A 22,594-nucleotide genomic window follows, 5' to 3' on the forward strand; every position below is an offset into this window, starting at 1 on the left:
TTTCAACATCGTTGAGCGCAAGTGAGAGTACTTCGATCTCATTAAGCGAGAGCGAAAGTATTTCAACATCGTTGAGCGCAAGTGAGAGCACATCAATCTCATTAAGTGAGAGCGAAAGTGCCTCGACATCACTAAGCCAAAGTGAATTCGCATCGATAAGCACTTCAATTTCGGGCAGTACTTCTGCGGTAACGCCGCATCCAGATGATCAATCAGAATCAATTAGCAATTCGCAATCGCTGTCAATCAGCACTAGTGAATCGTTAGCTTCAAGTGAATCTGTTTCGACTTCATTAAGTCAGAATGAGAGTGTCTCAATATCATTGAGCCAAAGTGAGTCCGCTTCAGCTTCCTTGAGTTCTAGTGAAAGCATCTCAACATCGTTAAGCGAAAGTGGTAGCACAAGCGCATCGCTTAGCAATAGCTTCAATAGTACTAGTGGTTCATCAACATCTACAAGCAACAGTACTTCTGTTGTAACGACAGGTGATAGTGACTTTAGTTCAACATCTACTGATAGCGTAACGAATAATTCTGCTTCACTAAGCTTGAGTTCTCCAATTGGTACAAATGTAAGCAGCTTTGAGAATACTAACATTTCTGTTACTGGCAGCCATTCGCCTGTTATTTTGACCGAAACTAACTTGGCTGACGATAATGTAGGCGGTCAAAAGCCAAGTCAGCAAAATCAAAAACTTCCACAAACTGGTAATGAAAGTCAATCGATAGCTAAATTACTCGGACTTGTGTCATTAGAGGCTGTTCTGTTACTATTAATTGCGAAGAGAAAAAAGAATTAAGTTGATATTTTGGGATTTTAACTTATTTCTATATGATGAAATGTAAGTTTCTTATTCTTAAAAAAGATTTAATATGAAATAAGTAAAGAAGATGGTTCTTTTTCAATTGAAAAGGACCATCTTTTACTTATATTAAATGATGAAATTAATGAAATGCAGTACTATATAACAGTTTGTTAGCGTGCAATTTTTTATGCTAAAATTGTAACAAATATAGTTTGTGTTTGAAAAAAACTTTGTTGATTATTTTTAGATAAAATTTGGTGACAGAAAATGGAAGATAAAAATGTAATTGCAATGGCTGCGGATGTGAACTATCTCAGACCGTTGGAAACAGCAATTAAATCAATTATATATAATAATAGTGGTGTAAAAATTTATATAATTAATGCGGACATCCCTCAAGAATGGTTTAGTCACATCCGACGAATCCTCTCTTTAGTTGGTAGCACTATTATAGATAAAAAAATTAATGCTAATATGTTTGATGATCTGGCAGCTCCTTACGACTACTTAAGTTATATGACGTATGCAAGATTATTAATCCCACAACTAATTCCAGAAGATAAGGTCCTATACCTTGATAGTGATATAGTTGTAGACGGTAGCTTGGAAAAACTATTTGGTACCGCATTAAATGATTATTTTATTGCTGCTGTTCCAGATCCAATAAGCGGTTTTAATGCAGGGGTTATGTTAATAAATAATAAGTTATTTGGTCAGCATTTAAATAAAGTAAAAGAACTGTTTCAAGTATCTCATAATAGTGAAAATACTCAGGCAGATCAGACAGCACTCAATCTTGTTTTTGGCAGTAAATATAAACGGCTTGATGATATGTATAATTACATGATTGGGGCAGAACAATACCTTACCTATAATAAAGATTTACCACAAGCTTATTTAAAGCGTTTAAAAAACACAATTAACCCAGTAATAATTCATTATGCTGGTGGTGATAAACCATGGGGGACTACTTCCGGTGGACTTATGCGCGATCTTTGGTGGCAATATAATAATTTATCATTTGAAGATACTATATTGCATCGAGCTTTAACACCCGTAAGAAAGCAAACCAAGGGAGAATTTTTTACATTCACCCCAACAGATAATCTATTAAATTTAGAACTACTAATTAGGCATTTGCCCAAATTTACTTTTAATATCGCAGCTTGGGTCGATATGTCTCCTAAACTAAATTCTTTTCTTGAGTATCCTAATGTACGTCTTTTTCCAAGGGTATCAGGTTCGAAGGTGCAACAATTAGTTCAAAATAGTAACGTTTATTTAGATATTAACGATGTGAAAGATGATGGTATTCTTAATGAGGTAAATAAGCATAAAAAACCAATGTTTAGCTTTACTAGTGTTTCATGCACTGATAAATATAATAATTACCATATTTTTGCTGACAATGATATTAAAGGAATGGTTGAAGCATTAAAGAATATGATAGTAATATAAAAAGCAAAATTCTGCTTTCTTATTATAATTAATGTTATTAAATACTAAAAATAATTATTGGTGAAAACTCTTAGTCCAAATAAAACCCAGATAATGTGTTCCTTTCAAGATTCATTATCTGGGTTTTATACTTTATCAATTAGTAAATAATTTGATATTGTAAACTGGAATTTGAATGATTAATTTCTGGTTCCTTTAATTATGATATTTGTGAAAGTAAATGAGCTGAATTATTATAAGTAATTTTATGGTGATAAATGCAAAAATTAATTTAGTTTATTAATAATTTAATCTTATTAACCATTTGATTGAGTTCGTTTGGACTAAAAACATAATAATTTATATTGTAACGTTTGGACGTAGTGTTATTGAATGCAAAAATAGGTCGTTTGGTATTAGCAAAATTCTTAATAAGTTCATTATCCTTAGGACCAAAATTGATATCTAAATAACCATTCGCATTATTAATTAAGTCATCTAGAACTGGTGGTATAATACCTGGATAGAGTTTAACATTCGGATACTGTTGAAGTCGAATAAGATTCCATCCCATGTTAGTCCATGCTGCAATTTGGAAATTATAATTTGGGAGTAGTTTAACTAGCTTTTCAAGACTTTCAAAATCTTGACTATTAGTCATAGTAAAGAGTGTAGGAATATGATGAGATTTTGGAGTATGGTACACGGCAGCTGAGAAGTCCATCATACGATAGTGCCACCATTTATCCCGCATCCTTACATAGGATGTAGGATACCAAGGCTTTGAATTACACATATAATGAATTATTTTTCGATTATGAACACGTCGAATTTGAGCTTCATATAACTTTTGAATGTTTTCATTTTTAATAATAGATGATGGATAGAGTGAATCAAACCCAATTTGAAAGTTATACTTGCTGTCTAGATGGTAATATCTATTAAAATAACTATTTAAGACAGTTTGATCACCATTTTTATTATTGAGCTTACCCTTTTTGAACAGTTCGTCAACAAAATTAGGATTCCTCCTTAACTGATGATTATTGATTACCATTACTCCTGAATTAAAATACCCAGTCGATTTTTGAAAGATTTCTTGAACTGCAGCAATAGGGTAGTTATCCATATCAAATAAGAAAAGCTCATCGATATTATCGTCAACAATAATATCACTATCTAAGTATAATATACGATCGTTGCTAATAAGTTTTGGAATTAGAATTCTTGCCCATGCAATATTACTGATATGAATATGTGATGTTTTAAAAGATTGAAGTATTGAAGGATCAATTTTAATATCGCGAATTTCGTTGTTGGTATTTTTCAAGAATTTATTAACTCCTAAGAACCATTCTTGAGGAATGTCAGTATTGATAACATAAATTTTTACATTACTATTGTTATATAAAATAGACTTAATGGTTGTTTCAATTTGATTTATATAATTATAGTCACCAGAAAGAGCGATTGCATTTAGCATAATATTATCCTCTCAAATTACAGTAATTATTCATTATATTATCACATATAATGTAGATGACGAAGATGTATTGATTACGACATCCTTATTTGTAAATAATTGGTGTATTATTAATAAATAATAAAAAATTCAGAAGTGATAGGAATTATGGACTATATAACAAGAACCAAGGGAATAATAGATAATGGTACATTGATGGCAAGACAAGAAACTACAGTTCAAATAGCTAGAGATCTAGGAATTGAACCTATTTCTTTTTACTATTATCCAGTTGATAGTGAAAATGATGAGTGTTTATCTGCACGATTAGATGGGATTTTATCATGCCTTAGTTATGGCGATAATTTAATCTTGCAAATGCCGACTTTGTTAAATGAGAGGTATGTTTTAACACTAATCAATAAAGTAAATATGTTTAGGAGTGTTTCAAGCACAAAGCTAATCATATACGTCCACAATGATTTAATTTATAACTATTCTATTACGCCAGATAGCAATTTAGCTCAAATTTTAAGTCAAGCAGATGTATTAATTGTAAATAATCCGGCAACAGCTAAATATTTATACAAACAAGGAATTAAGGTAAAAAGATTTTTCTACTTTTATATTTATGATTATCTTCTAGATGAGCCGTGTAAAGATAATGTCGGCATTAAACGGCATTTTAATCTTGTAGGACTGCAGACAAATTTAATTAATGAACTACTAAACTTTTCGAATCCGATTCATGTTTATCATTCAGTAATTGTAAATAGTAAAAATATAGTAAGTCATAAGTTGCGGATTAGTGATTCAGCACTTCCATATCAACTTAACTATAATGGTGGCGTTGGGATTGTATGGCCATTTTTATCGAAAAGTGCGATTCTATTGCCTAATACTTTAGGTTTGTTTATTGATGCCAAAATGCCTATTATTGTTAAATCCGGCAGTATTGAAGCTGGATTGGTAAGCAAATATCAAATTGGCTATGTTGCTAAATCAATAGAAGATGCAGTTGATTGGATAAACTCTCTTTCAAATAATGAATATTATCAATTGCAGGAGCATATACAAATTCCTAGTGAAATGGTAGGGACAGGGTTCTTTACTAAAAGAGTTTTAGAAAATACACTATTCAACTTGAAGAGGAATTAATATGATTATTAATTATCAACTAACACCTAAAAACAACCCCAGTAGATTAGTTGCAAAAATTGCTAATAAATTGGGCTTTAGAACGATTACGACCCTTAGTAAGCAAGCGATTAATAATGAGAATATATTTATTTGGCAATATAATGAAAAACTTACTCAGCCAGAAAGAAAATTAATTGAGAATTATTGCCATGTGCCAAAACATCGACTTGTATTATGGATTAACAATTTTACGGAATTTTAAAAAAAAGATGATACAAGATTTTTTCTATTAATTGCAGATTATATTGTTGTACCATCTTGGAAAGCAAAAGCTTTGTTGATAGAGAGAGGTACTTCTAGTAAGAAACTTGGCGTATTACCTCTTAGAGACCATTTTTTACTACAAGAAATAAAAAAACTTCCACCATTTAATAGACAAATTTTACACTTGGAGCAAGAACAGTTTATTGTTGCGCCGTTGTTAGTTAAAAAAATGAATGCTATGGGTGGGATTGCTTTGGTAACTACTAATTCAATTTATGATTTGCCAGATAAATTATCTCTATATATTGAAGCAGGGATTCCTATTCTAGCAAAAGAAGGAACAGCAGTATCTGATATTATTACTCAGTATAAAATTGGCTGGTGTTATGGGACAGATATTAATGGTAGCGAGACCATTATGAACATAACTGAAGATCAATATGAAGAATGCTCTAAAAATGAATTAAAATTAGCAGGTAGGCTGAGATCGGGTGATTTTATTCGTCATATGCTGATAGATACATTACAGAATATTCAATTCCATGATCAACCCATTACAAGTTTTGGTAGTTTATATCGTCCGGCTAAATATAACTTAATGGTAATGAATAGTAATGAATAGTAATGATACTTTATCGTACATTTTGGAACAACGGTGTTCAGTTGCTCGGTTTGGTGATGGTGAAATTTCGTTATTAAATGGCGTAAATCAAGTTTTTCAAGATGCAGATTATACATTAAGACAACGGCTCGATGAGATTTTAAAAATGGGTAGTAGACCAGAACTACTTGTATGTTTAAGTGATGTATTCCATGGTCTAGATATGTTGGTAGACTCAGCTCATGATTGGTGGCAAGGTCATCTTGCGACATTTAATCAATACTATCAAGAAATAGGGGAAATAGGTAATTATTATGGTAATACTATGGTGACTCGACCATACATGGATTTCAAAGATCGTTCATCAGCTGGGGAAATTTTTGATCGCTTAAAAGAAATATGGCGTGGACGTGATTTGTTAATAGTAGAGGGATATTACACGCGATCAGGTGTTGGCAATGATTTATATTCAACGGCTAGTTCAGTTAGACGCATTATTTGTCCTTCAAAAAATGCGTGGGAAAAGTATTATGAAATTGAGAAAATGATTAAACTATATGGGCAAAATTGTTTAGTACTCGTAATGCTCGGCATGACGGCAACAGTCATAGCTGCTGATTTAGCAGAATATACGCAAGTAATTGATTTAGGACATCTTGATCCGGAATATGAATGGTACAAGATCAAAGCAAAAACACGTGTTCCGATAAGGGGAAAGCATACTGCTGAGATGAATTATGATGTTGGGATAGAGGACATTGATAATCAAAAGTACCGATCAGAAATAATTGCAAAAATTGGAGTAGAGTAAATAGTAAGTAGTTAAAGAGGATTTTTACTTAAAACTTAAATAAATACTAACATCATATTACAAAGGTTAGAGTTAGATGGTCAGGTAATTCACTGTTCTTGGATTGATCACGTCGCAACAAAACATTCAATTTAAATGGCACCAACGGTCGGTTGATGCTATTTTCGTTATAAAAGAAAATGGAGTTAAATGAAAGCCTGAAGATTTCACTTAACTCCATTAATTATTAATGATTAAATAATTCTTTTAGTGTAGTAACGAAACCGTTAATATCTGTTTTCTTAAAAATTCTATAATTGTTAGTGTCTTTACTAGTTAGGCTTGTTGTATTATCAAATGCTAAGATAGGTTTATTATTTTCTACAAAAAAGTTGATAACATTCTTATCTTTTTCACCTTGATTAATATCCAAATAACACTCTGTATTATTGAGTAGCTTCTCAAGCATGGGTGGGATAATTGCTGGATAGAGCCTAACATTAGGATATTGCTGTAGGCGAAGTAATTTCCAACCCATCTCAGTCCATGCAGCAATATGAAAATAAAAACCAGGTAGAAGCCTTATAAGTTCTTCTAAATTTTCGATATCTTGACTAGCAGTCATTGTAAATAAATTATGTTTATGAGTTGCGGGTGTATGAGAAACAGCAGTCATAAAATCCATCATCCGATAGTGCCACCAAAGCTCTCTCAACCTAGAAGCAATGCCAAAACGCCATGGCTTTTGCTGGTACAGGTAATGAATTATTTTCGGGTCTTTCACTTCTTCAATTTTTTGCAAGTAATTTTTTCGTTGGGCATCAAAGTTAACGGTAGGATAATAACACATTAGATCATACCCAATTTGGTAATTATATGTTGCGGGTAATGAATAATAATTTTTGAAATAATCATTTAGGGCTGTTTCATCACCGTTCTCAAGATTATTTTTAGCCTGTTCAAGAATTGTTGGTATAAAATTGTCGTCTTTTTTAAGCTTTTGGTTGTCTAATAGCAAAACCCCCGAATTGAACATAGTGTGACTAGCTGGTTGGAAATATTCCGGGACAGCACCTAAAACATATTGCTGCATGTTAATACTAAATAAATTATCAATATTACTATTAACAATAATATCGCTATCTAGGTATAATACTCGTTTGTCTTTAATTAATTGTGGGATCATGATCCTTCCCCATGAAATGTTGCTGATATGGTCCCATGATGTTTGCAAAGATTCTATATTATTTGGATTAATTTTTAAATCGCATACTTCACTAGTTGATTCTGCTAGAAAGCTATTAACTCCTAAAAACCATTCTTGTGGGATATCACTATTAATCACATAAATTTTAACATTTGAATTATTGTATATAATTGATTTAATAGTTGTTTCAATCTGATTTATGTAATGGTAGTCGCTAGAAAGCGCAACAATTTTTTTGCATTATGATAAAATTCTCCTAAGATTAATTAACTTAAGTATATAATATTTATTAAAAATATAAAGTATTCATATATCGTTTACTTTTTAATAATTTAATTATGCATCAATTATATGGTGTATGATTATAAAGACGAGTACGACAATGACGGCAACTGGAGGAATTTTAAGATGACGGTTCACATTACAAACCTTTATGGATTTAGCTATAAAAGCACGGCGCAGATTGCTCAAAACCAAGTGGCCAAAATAGCGTGTGATCAATTAGGGTTTAAAGAATTGGGTATTTATCATTATGATTGGTCACAAGAATCATCAACACATTTACAAGCGAGATTTGACGGGATAATTGCGTCTGTGGCAATGGGCGATACGGTTATTTTTCAATCTCCAAGTTGGAATACGATCGATTGGGATATTAAATTTATTGATCATCTAAGTATATATCAAATTAATAAGGTCATTTTTATTCATGATGTGGTTCCTCTGATGTTTCCTACCAATCGTTACCTTTTGCCTAAGTTTATTGACTATTACAATCGAGCAGATGTAATCATTGCGCCGACGAAGGCTATGGTAAGCTTTCTGCAAAAACATGGTTTAAAAGTTGATAAGATTGTTTTACAGGAAGTTTGGGACCATGTTTCAAACGTTGAATTATATCCGTTAAAACGAGAAAATAAAAAAATAATTAATTTTGCGGGTGATCCAGAGAAGTTCACATTTGTTAATAATTGGAATTATTCAGATGTAAGTTTACATGTATTTTCAGACAAAAAAACATGGAGTGATGATAAAAATGCAAAGCCGATGGGGTGGCAACCAGATCCCATTTTACTAAGTGATTTACGAAATTCAGGTGGATTTGGTCTTTTATGGAGTGACAATTCATATTGGTCTCAATATATGACGATGAATGTTTCATACAAGTTAAGTACTTATTTAGCTGCTGGTATCCCTGTAATAATAAATAGTCAAACACCGGCACGAGATTTGATTGTAAGAAAAAGACTTGGGATTATTGCGGATTCATTAGATGAAGCAGTTATCAAAGTAAAGAAAATTACAGATACCGAGTATGCTAATATGATTGATAATATTGATTCGGTTGCTAGATTAATTAGGGAAGGGTATTTTACAAAAAAGTTATTGATTGATGCAATTTTAAAACTTCAATATGAATAATTATTTAGGCTCTAAGTAACGTCTAGCAATGTTTGAATTAGTGTATAATAAGGGAATAATAAGGTTATAATATGACTGTTTTCTTATAACTAAGGATATGGTGTAGAATATTGACAAATACAACACAAATGAAAAATTTATTAAAGAAACTGGGAACGACATTATTTATTTTGCTTATTTATATGCTTGGGAGTTCAATTCCGATTCCTTTAGCTCAAACTTCGCAAGAATTTCGCCAGGTCCTTATGGATAGTCCAATCGGAATAATGAGTTTTATGAGTGGTGGTAATTTACAACACTTATCACTATTTATGATCGGACTAACTCCACTAATGATTGCAATGATGTTTGTACAACTTTTAACAATGATGAGGCTATTTTATTTTGATACATTATCTACTCAACAGATGATGAAAATTCAGCAATGGTGTTCATTGTTATTTGCAGTAATTCAATCACTGGCAATTACTTTAGGAATGCATATTACTACAAACAGCTTTAAAAGTATAATGGTTATTTTAATGTTAACGGCTGGTAGTATGTTTGTTATCTGGCTCGGTAATATGAATATGAGTTTTGGCATTGGTGGTACTATTACATTAATTATGTTTAATATTATTTCTGGTTCGACTCCTAACCTTATACGAGCTATTAAATCATTAGGCCAACAACCTGGTGGTATTCTCTGGATTGGAGGAACTATCCTTACAAGTTTTCTTATTCTAATTTTTTGGATTGCTTTTAATCGAGCTTATTATCCAATTAAAATGATCAATACAATGATGAGTAGTAAGGATAAACCACTAATTTTACCAATTGGACTTAATAATGGTGCGATGATGACGTATATGATTGGAATGTCAATTTTGATGTTACCAACCCTTTTAGTTAATCGGTTTGGTACACGGTCATTCTTAGTTAATCCATATTTTAATGTTATAGTCAGTGGTTTATTAGCATTTATATTATTTTATTTTTTTACATTTGTTCAGTTTGATCCTAAACAGCAAGCTAAGACTATGCTTCGCAGCAACAACTATATACTTGGGATTCGACCGGGAGAACCCACAAGAAAATATCTACGGCAAAAATTAATTATGGTATCATTTCCTGGTGCATTGTTAAATGCTATTCAATTAAGCTTTGGGTTACTAGGAAATCAAGTACTAGGTGGCTTTGCTGGATTAGCAATCGTACCGATGAATATAATTATGATCGTAATGTTTATGCAGGGAATTAAAGATCAGTTGTTGATGCTAATCTTCCCATTAAAATATGAACAATTATTAAAGGAAGAAAGTCTATGAATTATTTAATCCCAGGATGGCATGACTTATTAACAGATTGGGCGTATACGGTTCCAAAGATTGAGTTTGATGATACAGTTAGTCATGTCAAGCTTCTTCAAGCTGATGATGAACAGTATTCGTTAGTAATAACTGATTATCAGCCGCAATTATCGACTAAAATGAATCAATTAATGCTTGCTCCTAAAGAAGTTGTTAGTGTATTTGATTATTTACAAGGAATTGACCATCTCGATAATCGAATTATTGATTATCGAGACTTCAATTGGCCTGCTGATGCTTATTATGATTATACAAATTTTAGGATATTTGTCATAGAAAATAACCATCCTTACGCTAAAATTACTTTCGATACCCAAGGAAAAATTTTATATGTTGATTATTTAGAAAAAGAGCAAAAAACTAGACGTTTAGTTCTAGATAGTCGAGGATTTGTTTCGCGTGAAGAATTATTCGATGCTGGCCAAGCATATCAACATATTTACTATGATGAACAAGGCTATTGGCGGATAAAGCATAATTTATTAACAGATCACGTAGAAGTCAATAATATGTTTTCCGAATTAACGAAACATCATGAATACACGCATTTAAGTGAATTGCTAGCTGAAGTTGTACAAGAACATATTTTAAATAACTTTGATATTCAAACAGATAACTTAATCGTTACGTTAGATGATGAGGCGGTTATTGATGAAAAAATTTATCAAGCTTATCAGCCAATTTATTCAATCAGTCGATGGCACCCATATAAAAATAAACTTGCATATCTTAACAACCATAAAAATAGTTTAAAACTACTTGTTGATGATGAAGAAACACAAAAAAATGTGAAAGAACACTTGAAAGTATCGCCAACTTTACTCTCTTTATTTCAATCACGCTTTAGTTTGGGACATAGCCAACGGTCACAAAGAGAGCGAATTGGTCTTTTTGTTGAGTCAACGGATGAAAAAGATGTTCGTCAAATTGTTGAGATGATTTACGAAAGACTTATTGTGTCCCCAGACAAAGAGGGCCTAGTTTTGCTTAGCTATAGTCCAGAAAAATTTTATATGACACAACAAGCAATTGAGTGGTTAAAAAAGCAACATGAAGGAGAATTTATATTAACTTCTGATGAGCGTAACGAAATTGAAGAAATTTTAATGAAAAAGAAGAAAGTCCCTAAATTATCAATAGAAGCACATCGAATCGTAACCGAGGCTGAGATTGGTAAGCAGTTTGATTCACTAAGAATATTGATTGATTGGGGAAATAATCCAGATGAATTTATTCAAACAACAGCAATTAGTACTGGTATTCCTCAGCTATATCGACGTCCTATAAAAAGAATCAAGGATTATCAGAATGGTTTAGTTTGTAAAACGATTAAGGAGTTAAATAACGGTCTTAATTACTATATAGGTAATCTTAAACACTGGAACGAATCATTAGTATATAATGTTCAATTGATGAATAAGTATTCGACAGTAGAGTTGTTAAAAAAATGGCAAACAGTCTTAGAAAAGTGAAGTGAGTAGTATGAATGTATTGCAACTAGGAGCAGAAAATTGGGCACTAAAATATAGTATTCCCGATCAAATAACCTGGTTACATAATGCATATCCGTATTCAAAAGTAAAAAAATTTGATTTGGTAATCCTTACTGTAGGAGCTAGTTTAACAGATAAGCAATGGCAAGAGCTTCAATGGCGTGTAGATCCCTATAATGTACTGTATTCACCACTTTTGGAGGAAAAACTAAGTAATGCGGGAAAAAAATTCTTAGAATACCAAGCAGCTCATCAGATTGTCGAAGATCCACAAAGTCTAATCAATCAGTTACCAACTAAATATTATAAGGGACAATCAGGAATAAGGATTTCACCTACTAGTTTGTTATTAAATGAACCCAAAGTAGATTTTCTCGATAGCGGGCATTTACATTTAAAAATTGAAAGTCACAATAAATGGCAGAATATAGGAGCGTATCAAAGTAATATTTATATTGATCCATTTCGAGTAATAAAAATCAGTTATGAATTTAAAAAATCAACTAACGTGAATCTTAGATTTCGGATCTTCATTCAAGATGAGCAAGGTGATGGAAATCCAGAAGAAAACTATATTATTAATTTTAATAATCGTGACGAAAAAGATTTACCAGTTGAAGTCGCAGACGTACCTAGATTTGCAAACATTAATGTTGAAGTAATGGGTAGCGGAGACTTAACTTTGGGTATGCTGCACATACGTTGGTCTCGTCAAAATAATGGAGAATTTTTAGCTGGTGGAAAACGGATAGTCGATCCACAGACGGGTGAAGACGTTGCATATTACTTCAACCCAGGTGATCTAAGACCACCATTAAATGTGTACTTTTCAGGAGCACGTGGATTGGAAGGGTTTGAAGCATATCCGCTCTTTCGGCGTAATCATACGCCTGCGTTACTATTTACGGATATGCGACTAGCTATTGGTCAATTTTACACTGGGCAATTAATAGAAGAACGAATAAAACAAGTAATTATATCTACATTACAGAAACTAGGCTTTAATAATCAACAATTGGTTATGAATGGTATTTCAATGGGAACATATCCTGCAGTTAAATTAGGTGCGCAGTTATCGCCGTATGCTATCAATGTTGCTAAACCAACACTTGATCTGGGACAAGTTGCAGTTCGAAGCCGTTTAGAACGTCCTGATGAGTTTGACACAATTTTTGATATAGATAATCAATTAGTTGATTCTCTAAATACTAAAACATTAGAACGTTTAGATCAGGAATTTTGGCAATTAATGGATAAAAATGATTTAACTAAAACGCGGCTATACATTGGATATATGGCTAATGATGATTATGATAACTTGGCGATGAAACGAATGCATAAATCTTCGGCAATAAAAAAATCATTATTATTTGTCAGTAAAGGATTCCCAGGTCGGCATAATGATGATCCAATGGTTGTTCAATGGTTTGCTGAGCGCTTAAATGAAATAAACCGCAATTTTAGACGTGGAGTGAAATAAGAAATGCAACAATTTGTTAATGAAGGATATTGGGAACAAGCCAATGCATATTATGCAGGATCGAAAATTAAAATTCATGACGATTACAGTGTTGATTTTCATAATTCCTTAATGTCATCTGGAAATAGCCTAATGACTTGGACATCGATTAATTCATATCAGTCAACAAAAATAGTTCCACAGTTGCCAATGCTTCGCAATAACCATAAATATAGACTGAGTGTTATTGCGAGTGCTACACCAACTTACTCATTAATAAATCGGTTAACTTTCTTTGATGCTCAAGATCGTGAAATTAGTCACTATGAGTTTCAAAAGCGATCCTTAGAGTTCACTTACCCCAACAATGCAGTTCAATATCGACTAGAATTAATTAGTAATGGATTGATTGACTTACATTTTAAACGTTTTGAAATTTGTGATGCAGCTCTTTCGGTTAATGCAAACGAAGATTTATGGGTTCACTCAATGATAAATGAAGAAGCTAAGGGTATACCAAATGTTTTATTGATTGCTGATGGGAAACGTGTAAAAAAGACGCAAGGACATTTAAAACAATACAGTCAATTTAAAGTTCAACCAATTAGTATTGCATGGCAGTCATCTCTTGATATTGCACCAGCTATAAAACAGTGGCTTATAACTAATCGGTCGCTTAATGCTAATGTTATAAGTACGACGCCGCTTTTGAATCGTGTTGCTTTTAATTTAAAAATGGAATTGCCAACGATTAAGTCTATTGTTCCAAATCAGGAAGCTTCTGATCTTGCGGACGTTACTTATCCACTAATCGCACCAACATTTTGGAGTTCAACAAATCTCATTGAACCAGATTGGCCGATTATTTTTTCAGTAATTAGAAAAATAAATTCAGAAGAGGGATAGAATGGCTCAATTTAGATTGCTCAAAGTAAAAAAGATTTTAAAGAGGGTTAATGATCTGGCAGCAGAAATGCGAGCATTGAGTGATGAGGAATTACAAGGACAAACTACTCTATTAAAGGAACAATTAGCAGCAGGTAAGACAATTGATGAAATTTTACCACGAGCTTATGCAACAGTTCGCGAAGCTGATTATCGTATTCTAGGAATGTTTCCTTACGATGTTCAAGTAATGGGAGCTATTGTGTTAAATCAAGGAAACATTGCTGAAATGAAAACTGGTGAGGGGAAAACATTAACTGCAACGATGCCCTTATACCTTAATGCACTTAGTGGGCAGGGAGCAATGTTGCTGACACCGAACGATTATTTAGCGCAACGTGACGAAGAACAATTACGGCCTGTTTATGAATGGCTCGGTTTAACTGTCAGTACAGGATTTCGGAAAGAAAAGAGTCAAGAAAATCAAAAAGTTAAGCCAGCAGTTAAAAGAAAATGGTACGAAGCGGATATCGTTTATACAACGGCGACTAATCTTGCGTTTGATTACTTATTTAACAATTTGGCAACCAATAAAGATGAGCAATATTTACGGCCGTTTAACTATGTAATTATTGATGAAGTAGATGCAATTTTACTTGATGAAGCAACCTCTCCTTTTGTTGTATCAAGTACACCAATCTTACAGTCTAACTTGTATCATTTAGCTGATGAATTTGTTCACACCTTGCATTCTAAAGTTGATTATAAGCTGAATCAGGAACAAACGGCTGTTTGGCTCACTCTTCATGGTATTAGACAAGCACAACGTTTCTTTAGGATTGATGACCTATTTAATGATGCAAATCGTGAAATATATCGTCATATAGTTTTAGCCTTACGAGCCCATTTTATTATGCGTAATGGGCATGATTACTTGGTAAGTGAGGGTAAGGTTGTCTTACTAGATGAAACTAATGGACGATTAAAAAAAGGGGTGAAGGTAAGCACTGGATTGCATCAAGCAATTGAAGAGAAAGAGAAAGTTAAATTAACTCAAAACCAAAGAGTTGCTGCTTCGATTACTTTCCCAAGTCTTTTTGGATTATTTAACAAGGTTTCTGGAATGAGTGGGACTGTTAAGAGTGATGAACAAGAATTTTTTCAAGTATATAAAATGCGAGTTATTCAAATTCCAACTAGAAAAGAAGTTATTCGTCATGATTATCCAGATAAGATATACCTGACAACTCGTCAAAAACTTAGTGAGGCAATTCGAGAAACAATTCAATTACACAACCAAGGACGGCCTATTTTATTAGTTGCTGGTTCCGTAGAAAATTCTGAAATTATTTCAGAACTATTGTTAGATCAAGGAATTCCTCATAATGTCTTAAATGCTTTTAATATTGTTCGAGAAGCAATGATAGTTAAAGATGCAGGACAAAAAGGTGCTGTAACAGTTGCAACTAATATGGCTGGTCGAGGAACAGATATAAAGCTTGGAAAGGGTGTTGTAGAGCTTGGCGGTTTGGCTGTAATTGGTACAGAAATGCTTCCAGAACGAGTAAAAAAGCAACTTGCAGGACGCGCGGGACGGCAAGGAGATCCCGGGTCAAGCCGTTTTTATATTTCATTAGAAGATGCATATATTGCTAAAAACAGCACTAAACGTTTCAAAAAATATTATCGACGATTACAAAAAAAATTAACTAATAAAAATCTAAAAAGTTTACGATTACAAATGAGTCTGTCAATGCTTGATGATCGGGTATCTGCTAATCAGCGCTCTTCAAGAAAAATGATTAATGATAATGAGCGAGCATTAAAAATACAAAGAAATCACTTATATATGAAACGAACACAGCTAATGGAAATGCCGCATTTAGAAAAGACTACGGGACGTTGGTTAAGTGATGGTATTAGCCTGTATTTATCTCAGAAGAATAGTTGGTCGAGAGATGATGTGCGTAGATTAATGAATCAACATTTTACTTATGAGGTTATCGAACTTCCGGCGGATCTAAAGATGACGAGTGATAGTCTTAAAAATTATCTAGAAAATTTTTGTCAACGAAAGCTGGAAACCAAGGCAAAAATGTTAGTAAATAGTCAACAATTAAATCAATTTTATCGGGTATCTTTATTAGCTGCATTAGATCAGAGCTGGATGGATCAGATGGCTTATCTATCTAAATTGGAGATGATTGTGCAACCATGGGGAAGCGCTCAACGAGATCCTAAATTCATCTATCAGAAAAAAGCATTAATTGCTTTTGAAAAAATGTTTAAAAAAGCAAAGCAACAGGCAGTTGATAATTTAATGTTGAGTACAATTAGTCTCGATAAGGATAATAATTTAATAGTACATTTTAATTAATAGGTGGAGGAGAACATGACTGTATATAATATTAATTTAGGAATTGGGTGGGCTAGTAGTGGAGTTGAATATGCTCAAGCATATCGAGCTCAGGCTTTTCGTGATGCTGATATAGCAGCAAAATTTGTTTTCTCTGATTTGATCTTAGGAAATAATATTGCAGATTTAACCTCCAACCTTGGTTTTAATAATGATCAAATTATTTGGCTATATAATTTCTTTACTGATGTTAAAATTTCTTCATCAACTGTTTTGTTAAAAGATTTTGTAGCGAAAGCTAATTTAGAACAACGTGGATTTGTTTGTCAGGATGATAATGGTAGTAAAGAAGTTTATTTTACTTGTCAAAGTGAAAATTTGACTATTGTACCTCGTTATAATGATCAATCAAAGAAGACAATTGATCAGGTTAGCTATTTATTTAATAATCGTTTAATTAAGCGGGAGTTCTATTCTTATGTGAAATATGCGACTGAATACTATACAGGTGCTAAGGATAATAATCGTGTTGTTTTTCGTGAATTTTATAATGAAGACGGTACATGTGCGTATGTACAACATGTAGGTAAAAATGGTAATGAAACATTTGAATTTTCGGATTGTTATTACTATTCAAAAACTGAATTATATCAGGCGATGCTGAAAAAGCTCAATTTCCAATCAAATGATGTGATTATTCTTGATCGAATGGATGAAGATAAACAACTTGTCAATGGACCATTAGTTTTTGCTTATCATAAACCAGCAAAATTAATTGTTGCAGTACATGCCGATCATTATGATAAGCACTATACAAATGACCATCAGGTTCTTTGGAATAATTTTTACGAATATCAATTTACCCACTATAGAGATGTAGATTGCTATGTTGTTGCTACTAAAAAACAACAAGACTTATTGACGAAGCAATTTCGACACTTCTATAATGCCACGCCTAAAATAGTAGCAATTCCAGTTGGTAGTATTCATCAATTAGTAAACCCAATTGAGAAACGGAAACCGTGTTCGATGATTACCGCATCACGGTTGGCAAAAGAAAAACATGTTGATTGGATTATTAAGGCAAGTACTATTGCTAAGAAAAGGATTCCAGATTTAACCCTTGATATTTATGGCGAAGGTGGAGAAAGAGGCCGCCTACAAGAATTAATTAAAAAGGCAGAGGCGCAGTCTTATATCCGTTTAATGGGACAACGGAATTTAGCAAATGTATATCAGAAATATGAAACCTATATTGCAGGTTCAACTAGTGAAGGATTTGGGCTAAGTTTATTAGAAGCGGTTGGTTCTGGGTTATCAATGATTGGTTTTGATGTACCCTATGGTAATCAAACCTTTATTGAAGAACAAAAGAACGGGTACTTGCTACCTTATGAAGAGGACTGGGACACACATAAAAAGGAGTCGTTGCTAGCTACAGCAATTATTAATACATTTACGCAGCCTAGTCTTAAGAAATTTCATCAATACTCGTATAAAATAGCTAAATCATACCTAACTACCGAGGTTGCTGAAAAATGGCAGAGATTATTAGGAGAGTTACATAATGCTTAATTTATTTGACAATTTTGATCAAGCTTCATTTGATTTATTACGTTCTCAGCGAATTGCAAAGTTCAACATTCCAACAGTAATACTTAATGACGATGGTTTTTTGCCAACTGATATAGAATCACCGATCCAATACTTTGGACGTTATAATAAAAATCGTAATCCTATGTATTTTGATCAATTAGCAGTACCACACTATTGGCGCATTCTTAGTACTGCTAATTCTGGAACAATTTATGATCTTGATGAAAAGAAAGCAAATATCATATACAGTGCTACTGACAATTCTCGACAAGTAAAAGAAGTTCAGTGGCTCGATAGTGCAGGAAATATTAGTTGGACTGACCATTACAATCAGTACGGCTACCGTTTTGAACGCACCGATTATCAAAATGGTCATCCTGTTTGGCGAACATATTTTGATAAGAAAAACCAATCTTTTTTAGAGTGGAATTTAGTTGCTGGAGATTTATTTTTAACCACGAATAAAATGAGGCACTTTTCCTCATTCATAGAATTTGCAATTTATTACTTGCAAATACGCCACTTTAATTTAGACCACATTTTATATAATACATTAGATCTTAGTCTTAATATCTCATTGCAATTACATTCTAATGGTTCAGATACCTTGTTTTGGCATGAAAAAATTATTAACGATGTTTTACCTGGCAATATGCAATTTTTGATTGACAATCCAACAAGAACGAAGAAAATTATTTTCCAAAATTATCCAGACTGGCATCGACTAAAGTCTAGATTACAAGGCAGTTCAAAAAATGTTGATTTTGATTATTTAGGGATAATCTATCCGCATCCTCGTGCTAATCAGTTACGTCCCCAAGCGCTGATTTTAACTAATTCAGATGAGATTATCGGGTTATCTACTCTTGTTGAACAATTACCTAAAGTTAAGTTTAAAATTGCAGCGGTAACAGAGATGTCTGAAAAACTATTGAGTTATCAGCGATATCCAAATGTTAAACTTTACCCTAATGTAAGCACTAAACATGTAAAAGAGTTAATAGCCACATCTGATATATACTTAGATATTAATCGACAACAAGAAATTCTTGATGCGGTTCGTGGAGCTTTTGAACAGAATATGTTAATTGTTGGCTTTGAAGAAACACTTCATGAACCAAATTTTGTAATTGCTGAAAATGTTTTTAAATCTGATGAAGCGATAGCAATGAGTAAGCATATTCTTGAAGCATTATTAAAACCTGCATTAATGAAAGAACTAATTGATAAGCAACGACAGATGGCAAGTGAAGCTACCGTTGAAGAATATCGTAAAAAGGTTGGAGAGGTGTTGAAATGAGTAAAGGAAAACAGGATGATGAGCATTCATTGGTACAGCAACACGCCTTAAAAAGACTTGATAAGGTAGAAGAAGAACAGCAAAAGCCCTACAAAAAGAAAAAAGAACCGTTTAATTTTCGTTCTATCTTAATGGGAGCATTATTAATTATTGTATTAGCAATGATGTTGTTTAGTTATTTTTTGTAGAAAATAGAAATAGTCAGCAACTATACGGATTGAAAAAAGTCATGAGCTACTAAAATGGTAATTTATGCCCCTGTTATTGCCTGCTTATTAATAATTTTTATTTAGACTGTACGTTTTATTTTTAGACTACAGTCTTTTGTTATACACTAAAAGCGTAAGAGAGGGGACGTTATCATTTGATTATTAAGGGGGAATATAAGATTTGCATAAAAGACCAAATAAGTTGGCATAAAAATGATAATATTTTTATTAACTTTATCTTTGATTAGGTGTAGAATTGTAACTAACGCAATATGTTGATTATCGGTAGATTAGTGAATATCGACTGATAATGAGGAGGTTGATTTACTATGGCCAGACATAATAATGACCAAGAAGATAAAAGTAAAGTAAAATTGTATAAGACAAAGCACGGTTGGTTTAGTGCTATAACTCGGTTTTTTAAAACTTTCTTTTTTAAGTCTAAACAGGAAGTAAAACCAACAAATTTCAATGATCTTGATTCGCTAAAAGATGATCATGGGACTGAAACGACAGATGCTTATAAAAAAGGAGCTGCTGCAGTTGCTACATTACTTGGAATTGGTGTTGCTGGAACGGCAAACCCAACAGAAGCACATGCTGCAACTACATCTGTTGATCAAAATTCACATGTAATTGGATCTAATTCTGGCTCAACTAGTACTTCGACCAGTCAATCAACTGATAATGCAAATAGTACATCGAATAGTAATAGTACAAATTCCACTTCTGTTAGTACAAGTGGTGCAGAAACATCAACTTCCGTAACGGAAAATGTTAATAGTAATTCGAATACTACTTCCAATTCTGGGTCGACTTCTGCAAGCACTAGTATGGCCTCCGAAAGTACCAGTACAACAAGCACTAATTCGACAAGTAGTAGTATAACAAGTACGAAGACTAATTCTACTACTGGTTCGATGACAGGCAGCAATAATAATTCAGTTACGTCAAGTACCAATCAAACAGAAAGTATTAATCTTTCAGCTACGCAAAGTCTATCCACTACCAAAGCAGCTACTAATAACTTGACTACAGCAGCAGTTGCATCAATTTTTAACACAAATTTAATGCAACAGCCATCAGTAGCTAAAGAGGGTGAGGTAGATGTAGAAAATGCTGATGAATTATGGAATGCCCTTACAAATTCTAGTACTAAAGTTATTAATTTAACAGGTGATATCGATAATTTTTGGAATACGACCTTGGCTCCTAATGACGTTGTAATTAATGGTAATGGTCATTCCATTAACTTTGGTAATACTACAGTAATTGTGCAGAATAAGTCTGTAACTGTTAATAACGCTAAGATATATACGGCTCATGAGCATGGAGCATTTACATTACAAGATAATGCTAATTTGACTTACAAAGATGTAACAGCAGTTGGCGGAACGGCTGTTTGGTCTGAAACGGGTTATACTACTCCTGCACAAACTGTCAATGGTCCGACCTTCAATATTGAAGGCAATACTACAATTACGGCAGTAAATTCCTATAACTATAATGGAACAAATATTTCAACCAACTTCTTTAATTGGACAGGAGTTGGAGCGGCGACTGGTCCTGGAACAGCACCTTATCCATCAGCTAATAGTGGTAGAAACTTAATTTATATTGGCTATGGAATGAATATAGCAGATGGTGCTCATGTTGTCCTTGATGGTGGGGGTATTACAGACTTTGGTGTTCAAATGCGTGGGGACGCAAACCAAGTATTTACTATAGGAAATAACGCTGAAGTTACCATTAAGGGTAATACCTATTCAAATGTCTTTATGGAGCAACGAGATGGATACCTTCATGATCGAACATTTACTATTGGCGATAACTCTAATGTAACAATGACAACGACTGGAAATAACAATATTACTGTTAGTTCTGAAGATCAAGTTGGTAATCTCCAAATGACTATTGGGAAATCCAATGTAAACTTAACAGTTAATGGTCAAGGTACTGCTAATATTGTATTCTCTGGTGCTGGACAAGGAAATCTAAACTTTAACCCGGGGTCCACTGTCACTGCCAATGCTCCTCAAGGTGGTTCTAACATTGCCGGGGCAGCAAGCTGGTCTAATACAAGCAAGAACTTAAACTTAACAGTTAATATTAATGACCCTAGCCACTTGACCTTCAATACAACTAGTGGAAATACGTATTCAACAGTTGGAAAAAGTGTCACTATGAATGAAATGAAGGTTAATGCCAATAATACAAATGTCATCGTAACTAATGACGGCAAAACCATTAATTCTAACTACTTTGGCAACAACCTTAGTACAGTAGATGGAACAACATATACTGTTGGTCCTACGATTGGGGAAGAATCGGGCAATGTAAACGTTGCTGATGTTATGAGTAACATTGACAAACCAGGAACTACCAAAGTTGAATATACTAGTGGTACTAAGCATTCGGAAAGTATGTCAGAATCTGCTAGTGAAAGTGGATCAATCTCGGCTTCAACAAGTGGTTCGATAAGCGCCTCAACCAGTGGATCAGTTTCAGCTTCAACGAGTGGTTCGATAAGCGCCTCAACTAGTGGATCGGTTTCAGCTTCAACGAGTGGTTCGATAAGTGCATCAACCAGTGGATCGGTTTCAGCTTCGACGAGTGGTTCGATAAGTGCATCAACCAGTGGATCGGTTTCAGCTTCGACGAGCGCATCAACCAGCGCTTCAACAAGTGCATCGACGAGCGCCTCAACGAGCGCATCAACTAGTGCCTCGACCAGTGCATCAGTAAGTGCATCAACGAGTGCATCAACTAGTGCCTCAGTAAGTGCATCAACTAGCGCATCGACCAGCGCATCGACGAG

General features: G+C 33.5%; 18 protein-coding genes. 16 read left to right on the plus strand and 2 right to left on the minus strand.

Going from position 1 to position 22,594, the window contains the following annotated elements:
* Together DTK66_RS08520 and DTK66_RS08525 are read left to right on the plus strand one after the other, a co-directional pair.
* A partial coding sequence (locus DTK66_RS08520; protein WP_191668399.1) for an LPXTG cell wall anchor domain-containing protein occupies positions 1-800 on the plus strand: 800 nt, incomplete at its 5' end.
* A gap of 273 nt (positions 801-1,073) precedes the next feature.
* A complete protein-coding gene (locus DTK66_RS08525; RefSeq protein WP_191668400.1) occupies positions 1,074-2,264 on the plus strand; it encodes a glycosyltransferase family 8 protein in 1,191 nt (396 codons plus the stop codon).
* 271 nt (positions 2,265-2,535) lie between these two features.
* Here DTK66_RS08525 and DTK66_RS08530 read toward each other — a convergent pair whose 3' ends face one another.
* Complete coding sequence (locus DTK66_RS08530) at positions 2,536-3,726, minus strand: glycosyltransferase (protein WP_191668401.1); 1,191 nt, start codon at positions 3,724-3,726, stop codon at positions 2,536-2,538.
* Between the two features lie 147 nt (positions 3,727-3,873).
* On the opposite strand from DTK66_RS08530, the gene DTK66_RS08535 reads away from it, so the two are divergent.
* From DTK66_RS08535 to DTK66_RS08550, 4 genes are all read left to right on the plus strand, one after another.
* Positions 3,874-4,863, plus strand: a complete 990-nt coding sequence (locus DTK66_RS08535) for a glycosyltransferase (RefSeq protein ID WP_225209057.1) — start codon at positions 3,874-3,876, stop codon at positions 4,861-4,863.
* Between the two features lies 1 nt (position 4,864).
* Entirely contained in the window at positions 4,865-5,107 is a 243-nt protein-coding gene (locus tag DTK66_RS08540) for a hypothetical protein (RefSeq protein ID WP_191668403.1), read from the plus strand.
* Positions 5,108-5,182: 75 nt separating this feature from the next.
* Positions 5,183-5,731 (plus strand): glycosyltransferase, encoded by a 549-nt coding sequence (locus tag DTK66_RS08545; protein ID WP_225209058.1) that lies wholly within the window; start codon positions 5,183-5,185, stop codon positions 5,729-5,731.
* Between the two features lie 22 nt (positions 5,732-5,753).
* Complete coding sequence (locus DTK66_RS08550; protein ID WP_191668405.1) at positions 5,754-6,521, plus strand: SP_1767 family glycosyltransferase; 768 nt, start codon at positions 5,754-5,756, stop codon at positions 6,519-6,521.
* Between the two features lie 226 nt (positions 6,522-6,747).
* On the opposite strand, the gene DTK66_RS08555 is transcribed toward DTK66_RS08550, so the two are convergent.
* On the minus strand, positions 6,748-7,938 hold the full coding sequence (locus tag DTK66_RS08555; RefSeq protein ID WP_191668414.1) for a glycosyltransferase: 1,191 nt from the start codon (positions 7,936-7,938) through the stop codon (positions 6,748-6,750).
* A 177-nt stretch (positions 7,939-8,115) separates the two neighbouring features.
* Here DTK66_RS08555 and DTK66_RS08560 point away from each other — a divergent pair, with 177 nt between their 5' ends.
* The 10 genes from DTK66_RS08560 to DTK66_RS11020 all read left to right on the plus strand — a co-directional run.
* Positions 8,116-9,129 carry a sugar transferase gene (locus DTK66_RS08560; RefSeq protein WP_191668406.1) on the plus strand — a complete coding sequence of 338 codons (1,014 nt, stop codon included), beginning with the start codon at positions 8,116-8,118 and terminating at the stop codon, positions 9,127-9,129.
* 128 nt (positions 9,130-9,257) lie between these two features.
* The gene (secY2, locus tag DTK66_RS08565; protein WP_225209060.1) at positions 9,258-10,436 is read left to right on the plus strand and encodes an accessory Sec system protein translocase subunit SecY2; all 1,179 of its coding nucleotides are present in this window, start codon (positions 9,258-9,260) and stop codon (positions 10,434-10,436) included.
* Positions 10,433-11,950 carry an accessory Sec system protein Asp1 gene (asp1, locus tag DTK66_RS08570; protein ID WP_191668408.1) on the plus strand — a complete coding sequence of 506 codons (1,518 nt, stop codon included), beginning with the start codon at positions 10,433-10,435 and terminating at the stop codon, positions 11,948-11,950. The genes secY2 and asp1 overlap by 4 nt, the downstream gene beginning before the upstream one ends.
* 10 nt (positions 11,951-11,960) lie before the next feature.
* Positions 11,961-13,451, plus strand: a complete 1,491-nt coding sequence (asp2, locus tag DTK66_RS08575) for an accessory Sec system protein Asp2 (protein ID WP_191668415.1) — start codon at positions 11,961-11,963, stop codon at positions 13,449-13,451.
* A gap of 3 nt (positions 13,452-13,454) precedes the next feature.
* Entirely contained in the window at positions 13,455-14,336 is an 882-nt protein-coding gene (gene asp3, locus DTK66_RS08580) for an accessory Sec system protein Asp3 (protein WP_191668409.1), read from the plus strand.
* A 1-nt stretch (position 14,337) separates the two neighbouring features.
* Positions 14,338-16,692 carry an accessory Sec system translocase SecA2 gene (gene secA2, locus DTK66_RS08585; protein ID WP_191668410.1) on the plus strand — a complete coding sequence of 785 codons (2,355 nt, stop codon included), beginning with the start codon at positions 14,338-14,340 and terminating at the stop codon, positions 16,690-16,692.
* A gap of 15 nt (positions 16,693-16,707) precedes the next feature.
* Positions 16,708-18,246 (plus strand): accessory Sec system glycosyltransferase GtfA, encoded by a 1,539-nt coding sequence (gene gtfA / locus DTK66_RS08590; protein WP_191668411.1) that lies wholly within the window; start codon positions 16,708-16,710, stop codon positions 18,244-18,246.
* Complete coding sequence (gtfB, locus tag DTK66_RS08595) at positions 18,239-19,567, plus strand: accessory Sec system glycosylation chaperone GtfB (RefSeq protein ID WP_191668412.1); 1,329 nt, start codon at positions 18,239-18,241, stop codon at positions 19,565-19,567. Before gtfA ends, gtfB begins: the two co-directional genes overlap by 8 nt.
* Positions 19,564-19,755, plus strand: coding sequence for a hypothetical protein (locus DTK66_RS08600; protein WP_191668413.1), 192 nt, complete (start codon positions 19,564-19,566; stop codon positions 19,753-19,755). The genes gtfB and DTK66_RS08600 overlap by 4 nt, the downstream gene beginning before the upstream one ends.
* A gap of 350 nt (positions 19,756-20,105) precedes the next feature.
* On the plus strand, positions 20,106-22,594 hold a 2,489-nt coding region (locus DTK66_RS11020; protein WP_225209061.1), incomplete at its 3' end, for a serine-rich glycoprotein adhesin.

It is taken from the genome of Limosilactobacillus walteri (assembly GCF_014830205.1).
GTDB lineage: Bacteria > Bacillota > Bacilli > Lactobacillales > Lactobacillaceae > Limosilactobacillus > Limosilactobacillus walteri.